This is a genomic window from Stenotrophomonas sp. YJH_SMC_135 (genome assembly GCF_059372355.1).
Genome location: NZ_JCAFVN010000002.1, coordinates 623791 through 641424, shown reverse-complemented (window position 1 = coordinate 641424; position 17634 = coordinate 623791). Strand labels below are relative to the sequence as shown.

Genomic DNA, 17634 nt, shown 5'->3' with positions numbered 1-17634 from the left:
GCGCCCGTTGCAAACGGTCACCAAGCGGCTGGGAACCAGTCACCTTCACGCCCCTATAATCGGGCAATGGACTCTTCATGGATCGACGCCACCCTCGCGTGGATTGCCGCTCACCCCGTGCTGGCGGGTGCCGTTATCTTCCTCATCGCCTTCTGCGATGCGGTGATCATTCTCGGCGCCATCGTGCCGGCCCTGCCGCTGCTGTTCGCGGTGGGCGTGTTCATCGGGCTGGGCCAGATCTCCGGGCCGTATGCGGTGGCGGCAGCCGCACTGGGCGCATTCGCCGGTGATGGCATCAGTTACTGGATCGGGCGCCGCTGGGGTGACCGCCTGCGTGGCGTGTGGCCCTTCAGCCGTTACCCGCAGCTGCTCGACCGCGGCGAAAACCTGTTCCGCCGCAATGCCTTCAAGAGCATCCTGGTAGCACGCTACGTGGGCGCGATCCGGCCGTTCGTGCCGGCCATCGCCGGCATGATGAAAATGCCGGCCAGCCGCTACATGCAGGCCAGTGGCATCGCCAGCATTTCGTGGGCGGTGCTGTTCCTGGCACCGGGCTGGGTGCTCGGCGAGGCCTACGACGCGGTGGCCGCCGTCGCAGGGCGCCTGGTGGTGGTGGTCGGCCTGCTGGCAGTGATCCTCGGCCTGGTCTGGGCCATCGTGCTGTACGGCTACCGCTGGTCGGCCGCGCGCATGGACAACTGGCTGGCGCGGCTGCTGGACTGGTCCAACCGACACCCGACGCTGGGCCGCTACACCGTCGGTGTGCTGGACCCGAAGCGCCGCGAGTCGGTGCCGCTGGCGATGCTGGCGCTGATGCTGCTGGTGCTGGGCTGGGGCTGGTTCGCGCTGCTGACCGTGGTGGTCGCCCATGGCGAGCCGCTGGCGATCGACCTGCTGGTGCACCAGGCCATGCTGGCGCTGCGCAATCCGCTTGCCGATTACCCGATGGCCGCGCTGGCATCGCTGGGCGCCTGGCAGGTGTTGTTGCCGGCCACCGCTGCAGCGATGGGCTACCTGATCTGGCGCCGCCGCTGGATGGCAGCCGCGCACTGGCTGGCCGCGCTTGCCTTCGGCCTGGCGTTGACCATGCTGCTCGGCGCAACGGTGGATGTGGTGCGACCGGTCGATGCCAGCAGTGGCTTTGGCTTCCCGTCGGTGTCGGTGACCATGGCCACCATCACCTTCGGCTTCTTCGCGGTGCTGATCGCCCGCGAGATGCCTGGCCGCACCCGTGTCTGGCCGTACCTGGTGTCGGGCATCGTGGTCAGCCTGATCGGCTTCTCGCGCCTGTACCTGGGCGCGCACTGGCTGAGCGATGTGATCGGCGGCATGCTGTTCGGCACGTTCTGGCTGCTGGTGCTGGGCATCGCCTACCGCCGCCGCTTCAACCGCTCGTTCTGGGTGAAGCCGGTGGCGTGGCTGTTCTACGGTGTCTTCGCCGTGGCGGCGATGTGGTACGCGCCGCGCCACATTCCGGTGAAGCTGGAACGCTTCGAGCCGACCCTGCCGGCGGCGCAGGCGATGGACATGCAGGCCTGGTGGCAGCACGACTGGGCGACACTGCCGGCGCGCCGCAACGAGTTCGACGACGATCAGCGCTGGCCGCTGGACGTGCAGGTGGCGGGCCCGCTGGCCCCGCTGCAGGCGCAGCTGGAAGCACGCGGCTGGAAGCGGCAGGAACAGGCCGGCTGGCAGGAGGCGCTGCTGATGCTGGACAAGAACACGGGTGCCGACGAACTGCCGGTGCTGCCAGCCACGCTGGACACGCGCGTGGAAGCGCTGTTGATGGTGCGCCCGGGTACACACCGCGATGAGCGCTACGTACTGCGCCTGTGGCCAGCCCCTGCGCAGTTGCAACCGGGCAGTACGCCGCTATGGCTGGGCAGTGCGCAGACCCTGCGCTACGAGCGTCATTTCGAGTGGATCGGCATGTGGCACCCGCTGCGTGGCGTCGACCCGGCGCTCAACGCAGTGAAGGACGCCGTGCAGGACCTGCCGCAGCGCGAGGACTTGCACAGCGAAACCGGGTTGCCGGTGCTGCGGTTGAAGACCACGGCGCCCTGACCGGCACCGGTGCGCGATCACCCACTGTAGAGCCGAGCCCATGCTCGGCTGCTCTTCGCGGGAACCACCAAGCCGAGCATAGGCTCGGCTCTACAGTAGATCCACGCCGTGCGTGGATGGCATTCCACGCATGCCCCAGCGTGTGCACCAAGGTGCACACCCACCCAAGGCAGGCTGCTACGGCATCCAGCCCAGCAACTGCTGCAATCGCTGGTGCGGGTCGTCCATCTGCAGCAGCTGCAGGCGCTGCTGCTCGCTCAGCGGCAACAGCTCGGCCAGCCGCCAGCCGACCCAGCTGGCCTGGTCCAGCAACGCCGGGTTGGACGGCGCATAGGCCTCGCCGGCCTGTTCGATGATGTGCCCCAGCACCGTGGCCAGCAGCGCGTGCTGTGGTCGCAGTTCGTCGTCCGGGTCTTCCTCGCACCAGCGCACGTCGGCCACCACCAGGCCGTTGTCGCGCACGCGGGTACGCTCCACATGGAAACGGCGGGTGCCGCGCAGGCGAAGCTGCAGCACGCCATCGGCGCCGACATCGAAGTCTTCGATGCGCACCTGCACACCGTAGGCCGCCGGCGTCGCCGGTGCGCCGACTTCCTCGCCATCGAGGATCAGGCAGACACCGAACCCCTCACCACTGCGGCCGCTGTCGCGGACCAGGTCCAGATAGCGGCGCTCGAACACGCGCAGGCCCACCGCCGCACCCGGCACCAGCGTGGTGTGCAGCGGAAACAGCGGCAGCGGGCTGTCGACGCTCATCGGGCCTGCAACGCGGCGAGGAAGCGGCGCGGGGCGCCGTCGAAGCCACCGTTGGACATGAACACCACGTGGTCGCCGCTGCGCGCGCTGGCCTGCAGCTGTTCCAGCAACGCGTCGGTATCCGGCACCGCGTGGGCGTCACCACGTACCGCAGCGATCACCGCAGCGGCATCCCAGGCCAGTTCCGGGCGATGCAGGAACACCACTTCATCAGCCAGCGCCAGCGACGGTGCCAGTGCCTGCGCATGTGCGCCCAACCGCATCGAGTTGCTGCGCGGTTCCATCGCAACCACGATGCGCGCATCGCCGACCCTGGCACGCAGGCCCTCCAGCGTGGTGGCGATCGCGGTGGGGTGATGGGCGAAATCATCGTAGACGGTGATGCCGCCATGGCTGCCGATCACTTCCATGCGGCGCTTGACGCTGCGGAAGCGCGCCAGCGCCGGGATCACCGCGGCCGGCGCCACGCCCACTGCATGCGCAGCGGCCAGCGCGGCCAGCCCGTTGAGCACGTTGTGGCGGCCCAGCAGCGACCACTGCACGTCGCCCAGCGCCTGCCCACGATGGTGCACGCGGAACGCGCTGCCATCGGCGGCCAGCAGCTCGGCATGCCACTCCAGCGAGGGATCGAAACCAAACCGCTCGACCGGGGTCCAGCAGCCCATCGCCAGCACTTCGGCCAGGTGCTGATCCTCGCCGTTGACGATCAGGCGGCCACGCGCCGGCACCGTGCGCACCAGGTGATGGAACTGGCGCTGGATCGCCGCCACGTCCGGGAAGATGTCGGCGTGGTCGTATTCAAGATTGTTGAGGATGGCCACCAGCGGCCGGTAGTGCACGAACTTGCTGCGCTTGTCGAAGAAAGCCGTGTCGTACTCATCGGCTTCGACCACGAACTCGCGGCCCTGGCCCAGGCGCGCGGAGACTCCGAAATCCTCGGCGACGCCGCCGATCAGGAAGCCGGGCGAGCGCCCTGCACTTTCCAGCAGCCAGGTGAGGATGGTGGTGGTGGTGGTCTTGCCATGGGTACCGGCCACGGCCAGCGTGTCGCGGCCCGGCAGCACCTGCTCGGACAGCCACTGCGCGCCGGATATATAGCGCTGGCCGGCATCGAGCACGGCTTCCACGGCGGCATTGCCGCGCGACAGCGCGTTGCCGATCACTACCTCGTCGGTGCCGGCCGGCACGCTGTCGGCACGGTAGCCCTGGTCCAGGGTGATGCCCAGCTGTTCGAGCTGGGTCGACATCGGCGGGTAGATGGCCTGGTCGCTGCCGCTGACGGAATGCCCGAGTTCCCGCGCCAGGGCGGCCACGCCGCCCATGAAGGTGCCGGCAATTGCAAGGATATGTACGCTGCTCATGACCGAGGATTGTGACCGATGACGGCTGTATAGGGCCAATGTCCGCTATCGGGTAAGACAACCCCTACACGGGATGTGAGAAAACTCCAATCAGCTGTCAGGGAATTCCCGATAGCGATGTTCTGTGAACCCGGACACAATTCGAACTGCCAGCCGCAGTACCCGAACCGGTCCTACTCCCCAAGAGGCCATCCCCAAGGGAGCTCATGCTGCGGGGCCCTGAGCAAGCCCTTCGCTGGCGCCTGTCAAACGACACAGGCCTGATCCTCGCGGACCAGGCCTGTGTTTTTTTGCGCCCGGGGAGCCGGCAATTCGCGCCGGCCCGGCCGGATCAGGCCTTGATCGCCGCCAGGATGCGGGCTTCGATCTCGTCCAGCTCACCGACGCCATCGACGCGGGCCAGGGTGCCACGGCCGGCGTAGAAATCGACCACCGGGGCGGTCTGCTCGTTGTAGACCTGCAGGCGCTGGCGCACCGCTTCCGGATTGTCATCGGCGCGGCCCTGCTCCTTGGCACGACCGGCGATGCGATCCACCAGCAGCTCGGTGGCCACGTCCAGCTGCACCACGGCGTCCAGCGGCTGGCCGATCTTGGCCAGCAGGCCGTCCATCGCATTGGCCTGGGCCACGTTGCGCGGGTAGCCATCGAGGATGAAGCCCTTGGCGACATCAGCCTGGGTCAGGCGCGACTCCAGCATGCCCAGCAGGATGTCGTCCGACACCAGGTTGCCGGCATCCATCACCGTCTTGGCCTGCTTGCCCAGCTCGGTGCCGGCGGCGATTTCCGCGCGCAGCATGTCACCGGTCGAAATGTGGGCGATGCCCAGCTTTTCCTTCAGGCGCGTCGCCTGTGTCCCCTTGCCCGAACCGGGCGGTCCCAACAGAACCAATCGCATTGACCTGACTCCAACGTGTTGAAAACAAAGAAGGTTCGCGTCCCGGACGGTCCGGTATCGCTGCACCGCAATAGCGCCACTTTACCGCATCCGGGTAATGTCCCTGCAATGTCCCCTCCCCCGAGCAGGTAGAAGCATGCGCAACGGTACTCTCCTTTATGCCCAGTCCGGCGGTGTCACCGCCGTCATCAACGCCACGGCGGCGGCGGTGATCGAGCAGGCGCGGGCCAAGGGCATCAAGGTCCTGGCCGCCCGCAACGGCATCCTCGGCGCCCTGCGCGAGGAGCTGATCGACACCAGCAAGGAGAGTGCCGCGGCCATCCGCGCGCTGGCCCATACCCCGGGCGGTGCCTTCGGCTCGTGCCGGGTCAAGCTGAAATCGCTGGACGCCGACCGTGCCCGCTACGACCGCCTGCTGGAGGTGCTGCGCGCGCACGACGTGCGCTGGTTCCTCTACAACGGCGGCAACGACTCGGCCGATACCGCGCTGAAGGTCTCGCAGCTGGCCAAGGCCTCCGGCTACGACCTGACCTGCATTGGCGTGCCCAAGACCATCGACAACGATCTGGCGGTGACCGACACCTGCCCCGGCTTCGGCTCGGCGGCCAAGTACACCGCCGTCTCGGTGCGCGAGGCGGCGCTGGACGTGGCGGCGATGGCCGAGACCTCCACCCGCGTCTTCATCTACGAGGCGATGGGCCGCCACGCCGGCTGGCTGGCCGCGGCCGCCGGCCTGGCTGGCAACGGTGATGACGAAGCACCGCACATCATCCTGCTGCCCGAGCGCGCCTACGACGAGGCCGCGTTCCTGGCCAAGGTGAAGGCCGTGGTCGAGCGCGTCGGCTACTGCGTGGTGGTGGCGTCGGAAGGTATCGCGACCGCAGATGGCCGCTTCGTCGCCGACGCAGGCGGCGGCAAGGACTCGTTCGGTCACTCGCAGCTGGGCGGCGTGGCCGCGCACCTTGCTGCACGGGTCAAGGACCAGCTGGGCCTGAAGGTGCACTGGGCGCTGCCCGACTACCTGCAGCGCTCGGCCCGCCACCTGGCCAGCAGGACCGACTGGGAGCAGGCACAGGCGGTCGGCAAGGCCGCCGTGCAGCTGGCACTGAAGGGCCAGAACGGCGTGATGCCGGTGATCGTGCGCAGCAGCGATGCGCCCTATCGCTGGAAGATCGAAGCGGCCCCGCTGTCGAAGATCGCCAACCACGAGAAGAAGATGCCAGCCGGCTTCATCCGCCGCGATGGCTTCGGCATCACCGCCAAGGCGCGCGCCTACCTGTCGCCGCTGATCAAGGGCGAAGCGCCGCTTCCCTATGGCACCGACGGCCTGCCGAAGTACGTCACTCTGAAGAACGTGGCGGTGAAGCAGAAGCTGCCGGCCTTCGAGGGCTGAAGTGTGCCTGCGTCCTGTGCGGCGCACAGGGCGCATTGCGGCGGCCGCCGAAGCGCCCCACAATCGGGCTCCGGCCCGGGGCAAAGGGGCCGCTGCAAGCCAGATTCGACGCTGCCCGGCCCTCGAGGCCCGGGCCCGTGCTGCCATTCCACAAGGACTGTAACCATGAAGCACCCGATCCTGATCGCCGCGCTGCTGTGCGGTGCTGCCGCGCCGGCCTTCGCTGCGACCTGCGAAAGCAACTTCCAGAAGAAGGGCAATCCCTTCGTCGGCACTACCTTCACTTCATCGGTCACCCATCCTGACCTGACCGTGGCCAGCGCCATCGGCCAGATGCGGGTAATCGCCAAGAACGCCAACATGGACGTCCTCAGCGAGGACGTGGAAGGCGGCTCGATGCTGATCGAAGAGCCGGAATCCATGGCCCACAAGCCGATTCCGATGATCATCAGTGCCACCTCCGAAGGCGGCCAGGGCACCGTCGGCATGGTGGTGAAGGTCAACAAGGGCGCCATCGCCCCGGCCGACGGCGTGCGCGAAGAAATGTGCAAGCTGCTCAACCAGATCAAGCCAGGCAAGGCGGGCGAACAGGCGGCCAAGGCCACTCCGCAGGCCTCGGTGGTGACCATTGCCGCCGACCGCTTCGGCTTCCAGCTGCGCAACCAGAACAAGGACAACCCGGCCGCGGTCGAGCCGCGCTACAAGGGCAAGACCTACGCCATCACCGGTCGCATCACCACCGTGCTGCGCAGTGGCGGCACCTACAACACCAGCTTCGACCTGCCCAGCGATGGCAGCATCGATTTTGAGCGTGTGGCCATTTCCTGCTCGTTCGCAGCCAACCAGGCCGCGTATGCGCTGGCCCTGCGCCCGCGCGAGAAAGTAACGCTGACCGGCGTGGTCGACAGCTACGACCAGATCGGCCGGGTGTTGTGGCTGAAGGACTGCCGCGGCAACTGACCGCTGCCGGCGTGGGAAAAGGCCCGGGTGCGCAGGCGCCCGGGCCTTTTCGTTTCCCCAGCGGTTCACGCCTGGCGCACGTGCATCGCAGGATGATGGACGCCCCGCCTGGAGGTCATCATGGCACTGCGTGTTGTTCGTCTCGGCAGCCCGCGCCAACCCGGTGAGGGCCTGCGCATCGGCACCGTGCGGCGACCACCGCGCGGCGTGCCCCGCAGCGAATTCGCGAAACGGGACTGGTACGACGTCTGGTTCCCGACTCTGTCACCCAGCGCGGAGCTGGTGAAGCAGGCCCATGAGGCGAAGACCGCCGCCGACTGGACTGCGTTCTTCCGCCACTACAAGGCCGAGATGAAAGCGCCCGATGCCGCGCACGCGCTGGACCTGCTGGCCGCGATGTCGCAGCACAGCGACCTCAGCGTGGGCTGCTACTGCGAGGACGAAGCGCACTGCCATCGCAGGGCGTTGCGCGAGCTGCTGGTGGCGCGCGGGGCGACGCTGGCGGAGTGAGATCAGCCGGGTGCCGGCCAGCGGCCGGCACTACCACCCGTGGACGACTGCGTGGGCGCAGCGCACGCATCATCTCAGTTGCAGGCCTTGCCTTCCATCTGCAGCTGCGCGGCGAACATCGTCACCTGCGGAATCTGGCCGGCTGCCGCCTGCTTCTTGGCCTCTTCCAGATAGATGCGCGACTGGCCCTGCCCATCCAGCTCGACCTTGTTGCTCGACGGCAGGCGCCACACCCGCACCACCGCCTGCTGCGCCGGGCATGCCGCGTTGGGCACGCGGATCACATCGTTGAGCTTCCAGCCCTTGTCGGCACTCGGCTGTGCCTTGGTGTAGTCGACGAAGCGCGCACGTGGCTGGCACTGCTCGCTGGTACGCACGGCGGAGAAGCGGTACGGGGCGGCGGCATCGCCGGTGAACGCACCTTCCAGGCGCGCGCAGGCCTCGGGGATCTGCCGCAGCGTATGCACCGCACCCACCGCCTGGGGGGCACCCACGGCACGCTGCAGCTCCGGGGTTTCCGCAGCGAGTGCCGGCACGGCCAGGGCCAGGGCGGCGAGCATCAACAGGGACAGGCGCATGGGGGATCTCCATCGGGACTCCGCGCAGGCTTGCAGAGACTGGCTTAACGGGGTGCAAAGGCCGGTGGCTCGCAAATCAGGCCCTTGCCTGGCGGCGGGTCCGCGCGCATGTCGACGCGTTCATTGGCAGGGCGCCCACGGGTCATGCGGCGCGGCTCCCACGGGCCGGTCGAGCATGGCTCGACTCTACAAAGAGCGGCACGCATACTGCAGGCACCAGGGAATGCTGAACACCGCCATACGTCGGACGACCACCAAGGTCGGTACGGGTTGGTTCCAGGCTGCAGCCCGTCGTCCCCCTCGTGGTGCCGTTCATCGCCACTGGATGCCTACATCCATTCTGCGGAGGGGTCTAATGCTGGAACGTCACGGGCTGTCACTGGCGCTGGGCTGCGCCATTCTCGCGATCCTGTTCGGAATCGTCTCGGCGCGCTGGATCCTGCGCCAACCCACCGGCAATGAGCGCATGGTTGCGATCGCCACCGCGATCCAGGAAGGTGCGCGTGCCTACCTCAACCGTCAGTACCTGACCATCGGCATCGCCGGCGTGGTGCTGTTCGTGCTGGTCGGGGTGTTCCTCAGCTGGTACACCGCGATTGGTTTCGCGGTCGGTGCGGTGCTGTCCGGCGCCGCCGGCTACATCGGCATGAACGTGTCGGTGCGCGCCAACGTGCGCACCGCGGAGGCGGCGCGCCAGGGCATCAGCGCGGCGATGGACGTCGCCTTCCGCGGCGGCGCCATCACCGGCATGCTGGTGGTCGGGCTGGGCCTGCTGGGCGTGGCCGGCTACTACGCGCTGCTGCTGCGCATGGGCCTGCCGATGGAACAGGCGCTGCACGCGCTGGTCGGCCTGGCCTTCGGCTCCTCGCTGATCTCGATCTTCGCGCGCCTGGGCGGCGGCATCTTCACCAAAGGCGCCGACGTCGGCGCCGATCTGGTCGGCAAGGTCGAAGCTGGCATTCCCGAGGACGACCCGCGCAATCCGGCGGTGATCGCCGACAACGTCGGTGACAACGTCGGTGACTGCGCCGGCATGGCCGCCGACCTGTTCGAGACCTACGCGGTGACCGTGATCGCCACCATGCTGCTGGGCAGCCTGATGCTGGCCGAGGCCGGCGCCAACGCGGTGCTCTACCCGCTGGTGCTGGGCGGCGTATCGATCATCGCCTCGATCATCGGTGCGCTGTTCGTCAAGGTGAAGCCGGGCGGCTCGATCATGGGTGCGCTGTACAAGGGCGTGATCGTCTCCGGCGTGCTGGCGGCGATTGCGTTCTATCCGATCACCACCGGGCTGATGTCCGACAACGTGCATGGGCCGATGGCGCTGTATGGCTGCGCGTTGATCGGGTTGGTGCTGACCGGGCTGATCGTGTGGATCACCGAGTACTACACCGGCACCCAGTACAAGCCGGTGCAGCACGTGGCGCAGGCCTCGACCACCGGCCATGGCACCAACATCATCGCCGGCCTAGGCATTTCGATGAAGTCCACCGCGCTGCCGGTGGTGGCGGTGTGTGCGGCGATCTGGGGAGCCTTCGCGCTGGGCGGCCTGTACGGCATCGCCATCGCCGCTACTGCGATGCTGTCGATGGCCGGCATGATTGTCGCCCTCGATGCCTACGGCCCGATCACCGACAACGCCGGTGGCATCGCCGAAATGGCCGAGCTGCCCTCGGAAATCCGCGACATCACCGATCCGCTGGATGCAGTGGGCAACACCACCAAGGCAGTGACCAAGGGCTATGCGATCGGATCGGCGGCGCTGGCCGCACTGGTGCTGTTCGCCGACTACACCCACAACCTGCAGGCGGCCAATCCCGGCCAGGAGTTCCGCTTCGATCTCAGCGACCACACGGTGATCATCGGCCTGCTGATCGGCGGCCTGATTCCCTACCTGTTCGGTGCGATGGCGATGGAAGCGGTCGGCCGCGCCGCCGGTGCGGTGGTGGAGGAAGTGCGCCGCCAGTTCCGCGAGATCCCCGGCATCATGCAGGGCACCGGCAAGCCCCAGTACGACAAGGCGGTGGACATGCTGACCCGCTCGGCGATCCGCGAAATGATCGTGCCGTCATTGCTGCCGGTGGCGGTGCCGGTGGTGGTCGGCTTGCTGCTGGGGCCACGCGCGCTGGGCGGCCTGCTGATCGGCACCATCGTGACCGGCCTGTTCGTGGCCATTTCGATGACCACCGGCGGCGGTGCCTGGGACAACGCCAAGAAGTACATCGAGGATGGCCACTTCGGCGGCAAGGGCAGCGAGGCACACAAGGCGGCAGTGACCGGCGACACCGTCGGCGATCCGTACAAGGACACCGCCGGCCCGGCGATCAATCCGCTGATCAAGATCATCAACATCGTGGCGCTGCTGCTGGTGCCGCTGCTGTAGATCCGCGCCATGCGTGGATGCCGGCCTCGATGGGGTCAGAGCCCTTTCCTGCGGAAAGGGATCCGACCCCGATGGCGGTCAGCGCCCGCGCAGGAAGAATGACACCGGCACCATCACCTGCACCGGGTCGCCAGCCACCTCGGCCGGCGGCGCCGGGACCGGGCTGGCCCGCTGCACGGTGTCCAGCGTCTCCTGGTCGAGCAACGCGAAGCCGCTGCTGCGGCCCAGCACCACCGCCGAAACCACACCGTCGCGGGCCACGGCAAAGCGCACGTAGACCACGCCCTGCTGGCGCAGCCGCTCGGCCTGGCGTGGATAGTGCCGGTGCTTCTGCAGGTGCCCGAGCAGGCGTCCTTCCCAGGTCGCCTCGGCACGACTGCGCTCACCCGCCGTGGTCTGCGGCGCGGTGTAGCGTGCGGCAGCGTCGGCGGCCACCTGCGGCGGTGCGCTGGTCTGCGCGACGTTGGCATCGGCGCTGTCCGGCGCGGGCGCTGGTTCCGGCGCTTCTGGCGGAGGCAGCTCACCCTGCGGCTGCACGGGTGCCTTGGGTTGCTCACGCACGGCTGGCGCTGGCGCCTGCTGCCGCTGCTGTTGCTGCTGCAGCGGCCCGGTGGCGACCTCGCGCGGCGGCGCCGGCGGTGCCTGCGCCATCGGCGCCAGCTCCAGCGTCAGCGCTGCCGGGGGAGCCGTTGCAGCCTGCACCGGTGCGCGGGCCACCCACCAGCAGGCCGCGCCGATCAACAGCGCGTGCACCAGCAGTACGATCGCCAGGCTGGTCGCCCAGCGCCGCAGTCCGCTCATTGCGTGCCCTGCTCCAGGCCGACCAGTGCCACCTTCAGGTAGCCCGCCGCACGCAGCGCATCCAGAGTGGCCATCAGTTCGCCGTAGGGCACGCGGGTGTCGGCGCGCAGGAAGATGCGTTGCGCGGTATCGCTGTGGGTGGCCACCTGCAGTGCAGCCGCCAGCCCGTCACGCGCCACCGCCTGTTCGCCAACGCGCAGCGACAGGTCGGCCTGCACGGTCACGTACACCGGTGCCTGTTCCGGCGGCGCGGCATTGGCGCTGCTGGCCGGCAGCTGCACCGGCACCGACACCGTGGCCAGCGGTGCGGCCACCATGAAGATGATCAACAGCACCAGCATCACGTCGATGAAGGGCGTGACATTGATCTCGTGCGCTTCTTCGGGGGCATCGTCGCGGTCGGACGCGGTCCTGATCGCCATCGTCGCGCCTCAGTGCACCGCGCGCAGCGGCGCCGCAGCGGCACGCGGGACGGCACGATCAAGATCGCGCGACACCAGCTGCTGCACGGCCGCCGACAGATCGCCGAGCAGCCCCCGCAGGCCGGCCAGCACGCGGCTGAAATGGTTGTAGACCAGTACCGCGGGAATCGCCGCGACCAGGCCGAGCGCTGTCGCCAACAGGGCCTCGGCGATGCCGGGCGCAACCACCGCCAGGCTGGTGGTGTTGCTGTGGGCGATGCCGATGAAACTGTTCATGATGCCCCACACCGTACCGAACAGGCCGACGAACGGCGCCACCGCGCCGATGCTGGCGAGCGCGCCGATACCGCGCCGCTGCACGCGCGCGGTTTCCAGCTCGATGCGCTCCAGGCGCGAGGCGACGCGCTCCTTGATGCCGTCGTGGCTGTCCAGCTCCTGCGACAGGCGCAGTTCGGTGCGTGCAGCATCCAGCATCGTCAGTGCGGCGCCCTGTTGCAGGGTCGCTTCTTCGCTCTGCGTCGGCAGCTGTGCGGACTGCAGCAACAGCGCGCGTGCCGCACGCAGCTGCCGGGCCTGCCGCGCCAGCTCCCAGCCCTTGGCCAGCAGCACGGTCCAGGTGGCCAGCGACGCCAGTGCCAGCGCGATCATCACGGCCTTCACCACCACGTCGGCGGCCAGGTACATGCCCCACGGAGTCAATGCGGGGGCGGCCACAGGGGCCAGGTCAGCAGGCAGCATCGTCTCGGTTTCCATCAGCATCAGGGGTCGCTGCGCGACGGCGGGTCGCACGCGGATCATTGGCGTCGTCCACTTCCACGACCGGATGGGGCTGCAGCCGCGGCGCGGGGCGGCTGAGCACGTAGCCGGCGCTGACCGCGAAGAACAGGCCCACGCCCAGCAGCAGGCGCCACGACGGGTGCGCTCCCCAGCAGAACAGCGCAAAACCCACGGCCATGCCGGCACTGGCGAACGCCTTGCCCTTGCGCGACACCGCACCCTGCTCACGCCACAGCCGCAGTGACGGGCCGTAGCGCGGATGCGCCAGCAGGCGCTGCTCGAACTTCGGCGAGCTGCGTGCGAAGCAGCCCACGGCGAGGATCAGGAAGATGGTGGTCGGCATCACCGGCAGCAACGCGCCGATCACCCCGAGGACGACCATCAACCACCCCAGCGCGAACCAGAGCCAACGCATCAGCGCTGCATCCGCAGGCGGGCACCAGGCATCAGGCGAATTCCACTTCGACGTGGCCGTGCACGCTGCGGAACGCGGCGTCGGCCGCATTGATCACCTGCTGCTCCTGCCTGGCACTCAGCGGTACCGCGTCCAGCGCAGCGGTGAACTCGCGCCAGTGGCGCGCCGCGCCATCCGGATGCGCGGCCAGGTGGCGGGCGCCGAAATCACGATCCAGGCCGAGCCTGGCGGCCATCTTGTACAGAATGGTGCCGCCGAGGTTGGACCCTTCGGCCACATACAGCCACCCCAACGCGGCGGGCAGTTCCAGATCGGACGGCAACGCCGCGATGTCGGCCCCGGGCAGCGTCTGCTCCAGATCCTGCAGGTCGCGCGCCACTTGGGCCAAGCGGCGGCGCTCGCCCAGGTCCGGCAGCAGTGCGTCCAGCGCAGGGTTGGCATACAGCGCATCGATGCTGCGATGGAAGCGGTACTGCACGCGCAGGAACCGGGCGAAGTTGCTGCGGTCGGCGAAGATGTCACCGGCCATGATGCGCTTGTCCAGGGCGCCATGGCTGTCGCGGGTGGCGGCCTTGAGCCGCAGGCTGCGGCTGTCTTCAGGGGCGATGTGTGCGTTCATGGGGGATGCCAAGGGGGTCGTCCTGCTGTAGACGTTCGCCACGGGGCTTTCCCCAAGGCTATGTGCGCCGATAATGGCGCATCCCTTCTTACCGCAGGAACCGACGATGATCACCACCGAACCGCGCATGACCAACCTGTTCCTGCAGCTGGGCCTGGACGCCAGCGCCGAGGGCATCGCCCGCTTCATCCGCGAGCACCAGCTGGCCACCGATGTGGAAGTGGTCGAGGCGCCGTACTGGAACGATGCGCAGCGCCAGTTCCTGTCCGAGTCGCTGCAGGCCGATGCGGCATGGACCACCGTGGTGGATGAGCTGAACGAGTCGCTGCACGAGGACGCGGTGAAGGCGGCGACGGGGCTGTAAGCGGGGTATCCCGCGCTGTTGGGGTCAGAGCCCTTTCCGCAGGAAAGGGATCCGACCCCGCCGCTCGCCCTTTCCGCAGGAAAGGGATCCGACCCTGCCGCTCGCCCTTTCCGCAGGAAAGGGATCCGACCCCGCCGCTCGCCCTTTCCGCAGGAAAGGGATCCGACCCCAGCGCTCATCCGCGACCGATCAGTACTTCCAGGTCAACGCCAGCCGGGCCGTACGGCCCGGTGCCGGCATCACGCCCAGGGCCAGCGGGTCCAGGTAGTAACGATCGGTCAGGTTGTCCACGCCGGCTTCCACCGAGAGCTGGTCGTTGAAGCTCCAGCTGGCGAACAGGTCGACCAGCGTGGTCGGCCGGTACAACTGCTGGATCGCCGACAGGCCCACGTTCCAGTCCTTGTCCAGCTTGCTGATCGGGCCAGCGTTGTGGACCACGCGGGTGCCGAAGGTCAGGCGCTCCTCGAACAGGCGCGAGCCCAGGGTCAGGTTGACCATGTAGCGCGGCGGGTTCTGGGTATTGGTGTACGAGCCCTCGAAGCCGCCGTCCACGCAGTCGGGCGTGTTGGCCAGTTCGCCGTTCCTGCGCTGCGCCCCATAGGCACGGCGCTCGGCGGCGATGTCCGGCGCGCAGGTCTTGGCCTTGAAGTAGTAGTGCGCGGACAGATCGGCAAATACCTTGCCGCTGTCATAGCTGGACTGGAACTCCATGCCCGAGACCTTGAACTGGTCGACGTTGCGGATCAGGCCCGCCGACAGCGTGCGGTAGTCACGGGTGATCAGGTCGTCGATACGGGTATCGAAATACGCCAGCTTCAGCGCCAGGCGGTCGCCGGCAGTGAACAGGTCGTAGCGGAGGGTGCTGGCGCCGATTTCCCAGCTGCGCGCGCGCTCCGGCTTAAGCTCGCCCACCGGTTTGGCGGCGGTGAACAGGCCCAGCGTGGTCTCGAACAGGCTCGGCAGCTTGGTGCCTTCGGCGTACTTCACGTAGACCATGGTGTCTTCGCTGAAGCGATAGGCCACGCTGGCGGTCGGCGAGAACGCGCTGTCGCGGCGGCGGATCGGCTGCGACCAGCTCCAGCTGACCGGCACTTCCAGATCCTGCGCCTTGCCAGCGTCGTAGAAGTTCCAGCCACCGATGTCGGCCACCGTGCCCTTCTTGTACGGCGAGGCCAGCAGCGATTCCCGGGTGAAGTTGCCGTTGGCATCCGGGTACCAGTTCAGCAGCGCGATGCGCTTGGCCCGCCACGACGGTAGCGCCGGGTTGCCATTGAGCAGTTCGGTGTAGCGGTACTGGCCCTGCACCTCATAGGCATCGGGCGTGGCCAGGCGGTTGCGGTCATGCACATCCACGCGGTTCCAGCGGCCGCCGGCCAGCAGTTCCCAATGCTCATCGGGCTGCCACTTCAGCGAGGCCACGGCGCTGTACTCCTTGCGCTCGGCGTTGCGCAGGAAACGGTTGTTGACCAGGTCGTCGTGCATGACCGGCGCCGAACTGCCCGGCGCGATGTCTTCGTCGCTGTAGGACAGTCCGTAGTCGAGCGTGAACGCACCGGCGCGGGTGTCGAACCTGGAGGTATTACTGGCATCCAGGCCGAAGCGTTTGTGCCGCAGCGGATTGCGGTAGGCATCCTTGTAGCCGGGGTCACCGCTGAAGCTGGGCGCGTCATACCACTCGGTGCGGCGGTCGAAGTACCACGGGGTGATGCCGGTCAGGCTGTTGTACATCACGCTGTCGGTATCGGTGTACGCGGCGTTGACGCGCAGGTCGATCAGCTCGCTGTCCGGATTGAAGCGGTAGCGCAGGCTGTAGCTGTCCATGTCGACGTGGCCCGGATCCCACTGTGGAATGCGGTCACGATCCACGCGGATGATCTGCGAGGCCATGATCTCGCCGGCAGTGCCTTCATAGCGGCGGTAGCCGGCTTCCAGCGTCTGCGTGTCGTCGATGCGCCAGGTGCCCTTGAGCAGCGCCGACTTCGAGCGCGAAGAGGTATTGAAAACCTCGGTGCGCGGCGGATTCAGCGGCGCCAGCGTGCGCCGATCCTGCGGGAAGTCGTCGTAGCCATGGCGGCCGGAGAAGTAGTTGCCGTTGTCACGGTAGGCGTAGGCGGCGACCAGATCGAAGCGGTCCCAGTGCCCTGCGGCGGCCACGTTGAAGAACTGGCTGCCGGTGGCGCTGCGATCGGTGCGCGGTGCCGCACTGTAGGACGGCAGGCTGTTGGCACTGCCATTGGCCAGGCCGCCGCGCACGCGCACGCCGACGTCGCGGCCCTCGCGCAGCACGTCACCGATCTTCAACGTCTCCATCTCGACCACGCCGCCGATGCCACCGGACGCGTTGGCCTGCAGGCTCGGCCCCTTGGTGATGGTCAGGCTGGAGATCAGGTCCGGGTCGAGGTAGGTGCGCTGCGACTGGCCGGCGTAGCCACGGTAGGTATCCATGCTGGACTGGCCACCGTCGATGATCACCGGCACGCGGCCCTGGCCCTGGATACCGCGGATGTTGACGTCGAAGCCGTTGCCCACGCGCGGATCACCGGCGGTGACACCGGCCACACCCTTGACGATGTCGCCGTTGGAGGTGCCGCGGAAACGCTCCAGATGCGTGCGATTGAGCGTGGTGGTCGAACCCACGCTGCGATAGCTGTCGAGCAGGCGTGCTTCATCACTGGTCGCGCCGCTCCCGACGCGGTCGCCGGCCACACTCAGCGTGTCGGTGACGATCACACCACTGTCGGCCTGCAACGGCGTTGCCGCTTCCAGGGTGACCGCATCGGCGCTGACCCGGCGCACTGCCAGGCCACTGCCCTGCAGCAGCTGCTGCAGCGCCTCGTTGGCCGACAGGCTGCCGCCGACCGCGCGAGAGGTTACGCCACGTGCCAGCGATGCGGGATAGACCACCTGCACACCGGACTGGCGCATGTAGCTGCGCAGCGCGTCATCCAGCGGTTGCGCCGGAATATCGAAGCGCAGCACGGCCGCGTGGTCGCTGCTGGCGCTCTGCGCCAGTACGGACGGCGCGGCACTGGCCAGGCCGGCGGCGAGCAACGCGATGCACAGGCGGGACGGGCGCAGCACGCGGCCCGGGCGATGGAAGTCGAACATGGGGGAACCTGTCAGGTAATCGGTGCCGCGAACGCGGCGTCATCCGCAACACGGGCGGACACGGCGACGTACGTGGCGGCGGCGGGTACGTTCGCGGAGTAAGACGGATGAAAGCGTGGCAACCCCAAGGGGATTTGCAGTCGAAGCAAGTGCCGACGGTTGCGCGCCCGGTTGCAGTGGTGGGCGCCGACGGTTGCGTGGCTGGTTGCAGTGGTGGGTGCCGACCGT

The 17634-nt window shown here is 68.0% G+C and carries 16 protein-coding genes; 6 read left to right on the top strand and 10 right to left on the bottom strand.

Going from position 1 to position 17634, the window contains the following annotated elements:
* The first annotated feature begins 66 nt into the window (after positions 1-66).
* Positions 67-2064 (top strand): bifunctional DedA family/phosphatase PAP2 family protein, encoded by a 1998-nt coding sequence (locus AC5P98_RS09465; protein ID WP_099475712.1) that lies wholly within the window; start codon positions 67-69, stop codon positions 2062-2064.
* Positions 2065-2241: 177 nt separating this feature from the next.
* Here the strand turns inward: AC5P98_RS09465 and AC5P98_RS09460 are convergent, their stop codons facing one another.
* The 3 genes from AC5P98_RS09460 to AC5P98_RS09450 all read right to left on the bottom strand — a co-directional run bounded on the left by AC5P98_RS09460 (position 2242) and on the right by AC5P98_RS09450 (position 5076).
* Positions 2242-2820: an LON peptidase substrate-binding domain-containing protein gene (locus tag AC5P98_RS09460; protein ID WP_032956024.1), complete on the bottom strand. Its 579-nt coding sequence runs from the start codon at positions 2818-2820 to the stop codon at positions 2242-2244.
* A complete protein-coding gene (gene mpl, locus AC5P98_RS09455; protein ID WP_049407684.1) occupies positions 2817-4181 on the bottom strand; it encodes a UDP-N-acetylmuramate:L-alanyl-gamma-D-glutamyl-meso-diaminopimelate ligase in 1365 nt (454 codons plus the stop codon). The genes AC5P98_RS09460 and mpl overlap by 4 nt, the downstream gene beginning before the upstream one ends.
* A gap of 331 nt (positions 4182-4512) precedes the next feature.
* Positions 4513-5076 carry an adenylate kinase gene (locus tag AC5P98_RS09450; protein ID WP_032956019.1) on the bottom strand — a complete coding sequence of 188 codons (564 nt, stop codon included), beginning with the start codon at positions 5074-5076 and terminating at the stop codon, positions 4513-4515.
* A gap of 136 nt (positions 5077-5212) precedes the next feature.
* Between AC5P98_RS09450 and AC5P98_RS09445 the strand changes: the two genes are divergently transcribed.
* The 3 genes from AC5P98_RS09445 to AC5P98_RS09435 all read left to right on the top strand — a co-directional run bounded on the left by AC5P98_RS09445 (position 5213) and on the right by AC5P98_RS09435 (position 7939).
* Entirely contained in the window at positions 5213-6469 is a 1257-nt protein-coding gene (locus AC5P98_RS09445; protein ID WP_014648312.1) for a 6-phosphofructokinase, read from the top strand.
* 165 nt (positions 6470-6634) lie between these two features.
* Positions 6635-7429: a hypothetical protein gene (locus AC5P98_RS09440; RefSeq protein ID WP_046432358.1), complete on the top strand. Its 795-nt coding sequence runs from the start codon at positions 6635-6637 to the stop codon at positions 7427-7429.
* Positions 7430-7549: 120 nt separating this feature from the next.
* Complete coding sequence (locus AC5P98_RS09435; RefSeq protein ID WP_014648313.1) at positions 7550-7939, top strand: DUF488 domain-containing protein; 390 nt, start codon at positions 7550-7552, stop codon at positions 7937-7939.
* Positions 7940-8013: 74 nt separating this feature from the next.
* Here AC5P98_RS09435 and AC5P98_RS09430 read toward each other — a convergent pair whose 3' ends face one another.
* Positions 8014-8517: a hypothetical protein gene (locus AC5P98_RS09430; protein ID WP_049407688.1), complete on the bottom strand. Its 504-nt coding sequence runs from the start codon at positions 8515-8517 to the stop codon at positions 8014-8016.
* Between the two features lie 355 nt (positions 8518-8872).
* Here AC5P98_RS09430 and AC5P98_RS09425 point away from each other — a divergent pair, with 355 nt between their 5' ends.
* Positions 8873-10900, top strand: a complete 2028-nt coding sequence (locus AC5P98_RS09425; protein ID WP_032956016.1) for a sodium-translocating pyrophosphatase — start codon at positions 8873-8875, stop codon at positions 10898-10900.
* Between the two features lie 78 nt (positions 10901-10978).
* On the opposite strand, the gene AC5P98_RS09420 is transcribed toward AC5P98_RS09425, so the two are convergent.
* From AC5P98_RS09420 to AC5P98_RS09400, 5 genes are read right to left on the bottom strand one after another with little or no spacing between them, the layout of a single operon-like run.
* Positions 10979-11701, bottom strand: a complete 723-nt coding sequence (locus tag AC5P98_RS09420) for an energy transducer TonB (protein ID WP_049407691.1) — start codon at positions 11699-11701, stop codon at positions 10979-10981.
* Positions 11698-12123 carry a TonB system transport protein ExbD gene (exbD, locus tag AC5P98_RS09415; protein ID WP_049407692.1) on the bottom strand — a complete coding sequence of 142 codons (426 nt, stop codon included), beginning with the start codon at positions 12121-12123 and terminating at the stop codon, positions 11698-11700. Before exbD ends, AC5P98_RS09420 begins: the two co-directional genes overlap by 4 nt.
* A gap of 9 nt (positions 12124-12132) precedes the next feature.
* The gene (gene exbB / locus AC5P98_RS09410) at positions 12133-12861 is read right to left on the bottom strand and encodes a tonB-system energizer ExbB (RefSeq protein WP_014648318.1); all 729 of its coding nucleotides are present in this window, start codon (positions 12859-12861) and stop codon (positions 12133-12135) included.
* The gene (locus AC5P98_RS09405) at positions 12848-13315 is read right to left on the bottom strand and encodes a YbaN family protein (RefSeq protein WP_014648319.1); all 468 of its coding nucleotides are present in this window, start codon (positions 13313-13315) and stop codon (positions 12848-12850) included. The genes exbB and AC5P98_RS09405 overlap by 14 nt, the downstream gene beginning before the upstream one ends.
* Positions 13316-13346: 31 nt before the next feature.
* On the bottom strand, positions 13347-13934 hold the full coding sequence (locus AC5P98_RS09400) for a biliverdin-producing heme oxygenase (RefSeq protein ID WP_032956006.1): 588 nt from the start codon (positions 13932-13934) through the stop codon (positions 13347-13349).
* Between the two features lie 106 nt (positions 13935-14040).
* Between AC5P98_RS09400 and AC5P98_RS09395 the strand changes: the two genes are divergently transcribed.
* Positions 14041-14298 carry a DUF2789 domain-containing protein gene (locus AC5P98_RS09395; RefSeq protein ID WP_006390068.1) on the top strand — a complete coding sequence of 86 codons (258 nt, stop codon included), beginning with the start codon at positions 14041-14043 and terminating at the stop codon, positions 14296-14298.
* A gap of 189 nt (positions 14299-14487) precedes the next feature.
* On the opposite strand, the gene AC5P98_RS09390 is transcribed toward AC5P98_RS09395, so the two are convergent.
* Positions 14488-17406, bottom strand: a complete 2919-nt coding sequence (locus AC5P98_RS09390; protein ID WP_049408700.1) for a TonB-dependent receptor — start codon at positions 17404-17406, stop codon at positions 14488-14490.
* Between the last annotated feature and the right edge of the window lie 228 nt (positions 17407-17634).

Bases quoted from the DNA above. Each gene is read 5' to 3' on its own strand.
- AC5P98_RS09465 (WP_099475712.1), top strand. From the start codon at position 67: ATGGACTCTTCATGGATCGACGCCACCCTCGCGTGGATTGCCGCTCAC.
- AC5P98_RS09460 (WP_032956024.1), bottom strand. From the start codon at position 2,820: ATGAGCGTCGACAGCCCGCTGCCGCTGTTTCCGCTGCACACCACGCTG.
- mpl (WP_049407684.1), bottom strand. From the start codon at position 4,181: ATGAGCAGCGTACATATCCTTGCAATTGCCGGCACCTTCATGGGCGGC.
- AC5P98_RS09450 (WP_032956019.1), bottom strand. From the start codon at position 5,076: ATGCGATTGGTTCTGTTGGGACCGCCCGGTTCGGGCAAGGGGACACAG.
- AC5P98_RS09445 (WP_014648312.1), top strand. From the start codon at position 5,213: ATGCGCAACGGTACTCTCCTTTATGCCCAGTCCGGCGGTGTCACCGCC.
- AC5P98_RS09440 (WP_046432358.1), top strand. From the start codon at position 6,635: ATGAAGCACCCGATCCTGATCGCCGCGCTGCTGTGCGGTGCTGCCGCG.
- AC5P98_RS09435 (WP_014648313.1), top strand. From the start codon at position 7,550: ATGGCACTGCGTGTTGTTCGTCTCGGCAGCCCGCGCCAACCCGGTGAG.
- AC5P98_RS09430 (WP_049407688.1), bottom strand. From the start codon at position 8,517: ATGCGCCTGTCCCTGTTGATGCTCGCCGCCCTGGCCCTGGCCGTGCCG.
- AC5P98_RS09425 (WP_032956016.1), top strand. From the start codon at position 8,873: ATGCTGGAACGTCACGGGCTGTCACTGGCGCTGGGCTGCGCCATTCTC.
- AC5P98_RS09420 (WP_049407691.1), bottom strand. From the start codon at position 11,701: ATGAGCGGACTGCGGCGCTGGGCGACCAGCCTGGCGATCGTACTGCTG.
- exbD (WP_049407692.1), bottom strand. From the start codon at position 12,123: ATGGCGATCAGGACCGCGTCCGACCGCGACGATGCCCCCGAAGAAGCG.
- exbB (WP_014648318.1), bottom strand. From the start codon at position 12,861: ATGCTGCCTGCTGACCTGGCCCCTGTGGCCGCCCCCGCATTGACTCCG.
- AC5P98_RS09405 (WP_014648319.1), bottom strand. From the start codon at position 13,315: ATGCGTTGGCTCTGGTTCGCGCTGGGGTGGTTGATGGTCGTCCTCGGG.
- AC5P98_RS09400 (WP_032956006.1), bottom strand. From the start codon at position 13,934: ATGAACGCACACATCGCCCCTGAAGACAGCCGCAGCCTGCGGCTCAAG.
- AC5P98_RS09395 (WP_006390068.1), top strand. From the start codon at position 14,041: ATGATCACCACCGAACCGCGCATGACCAACCTGTTCCTGCAGCTGGGC.
- AC5P98_RS09390 (WP_049408700.1), bottom strand. From the start codon at position 17,406: ATGTTCGACTTCCATCGCCCGGGCCGCGTGCTGCGCCCGTCCCGCCTG.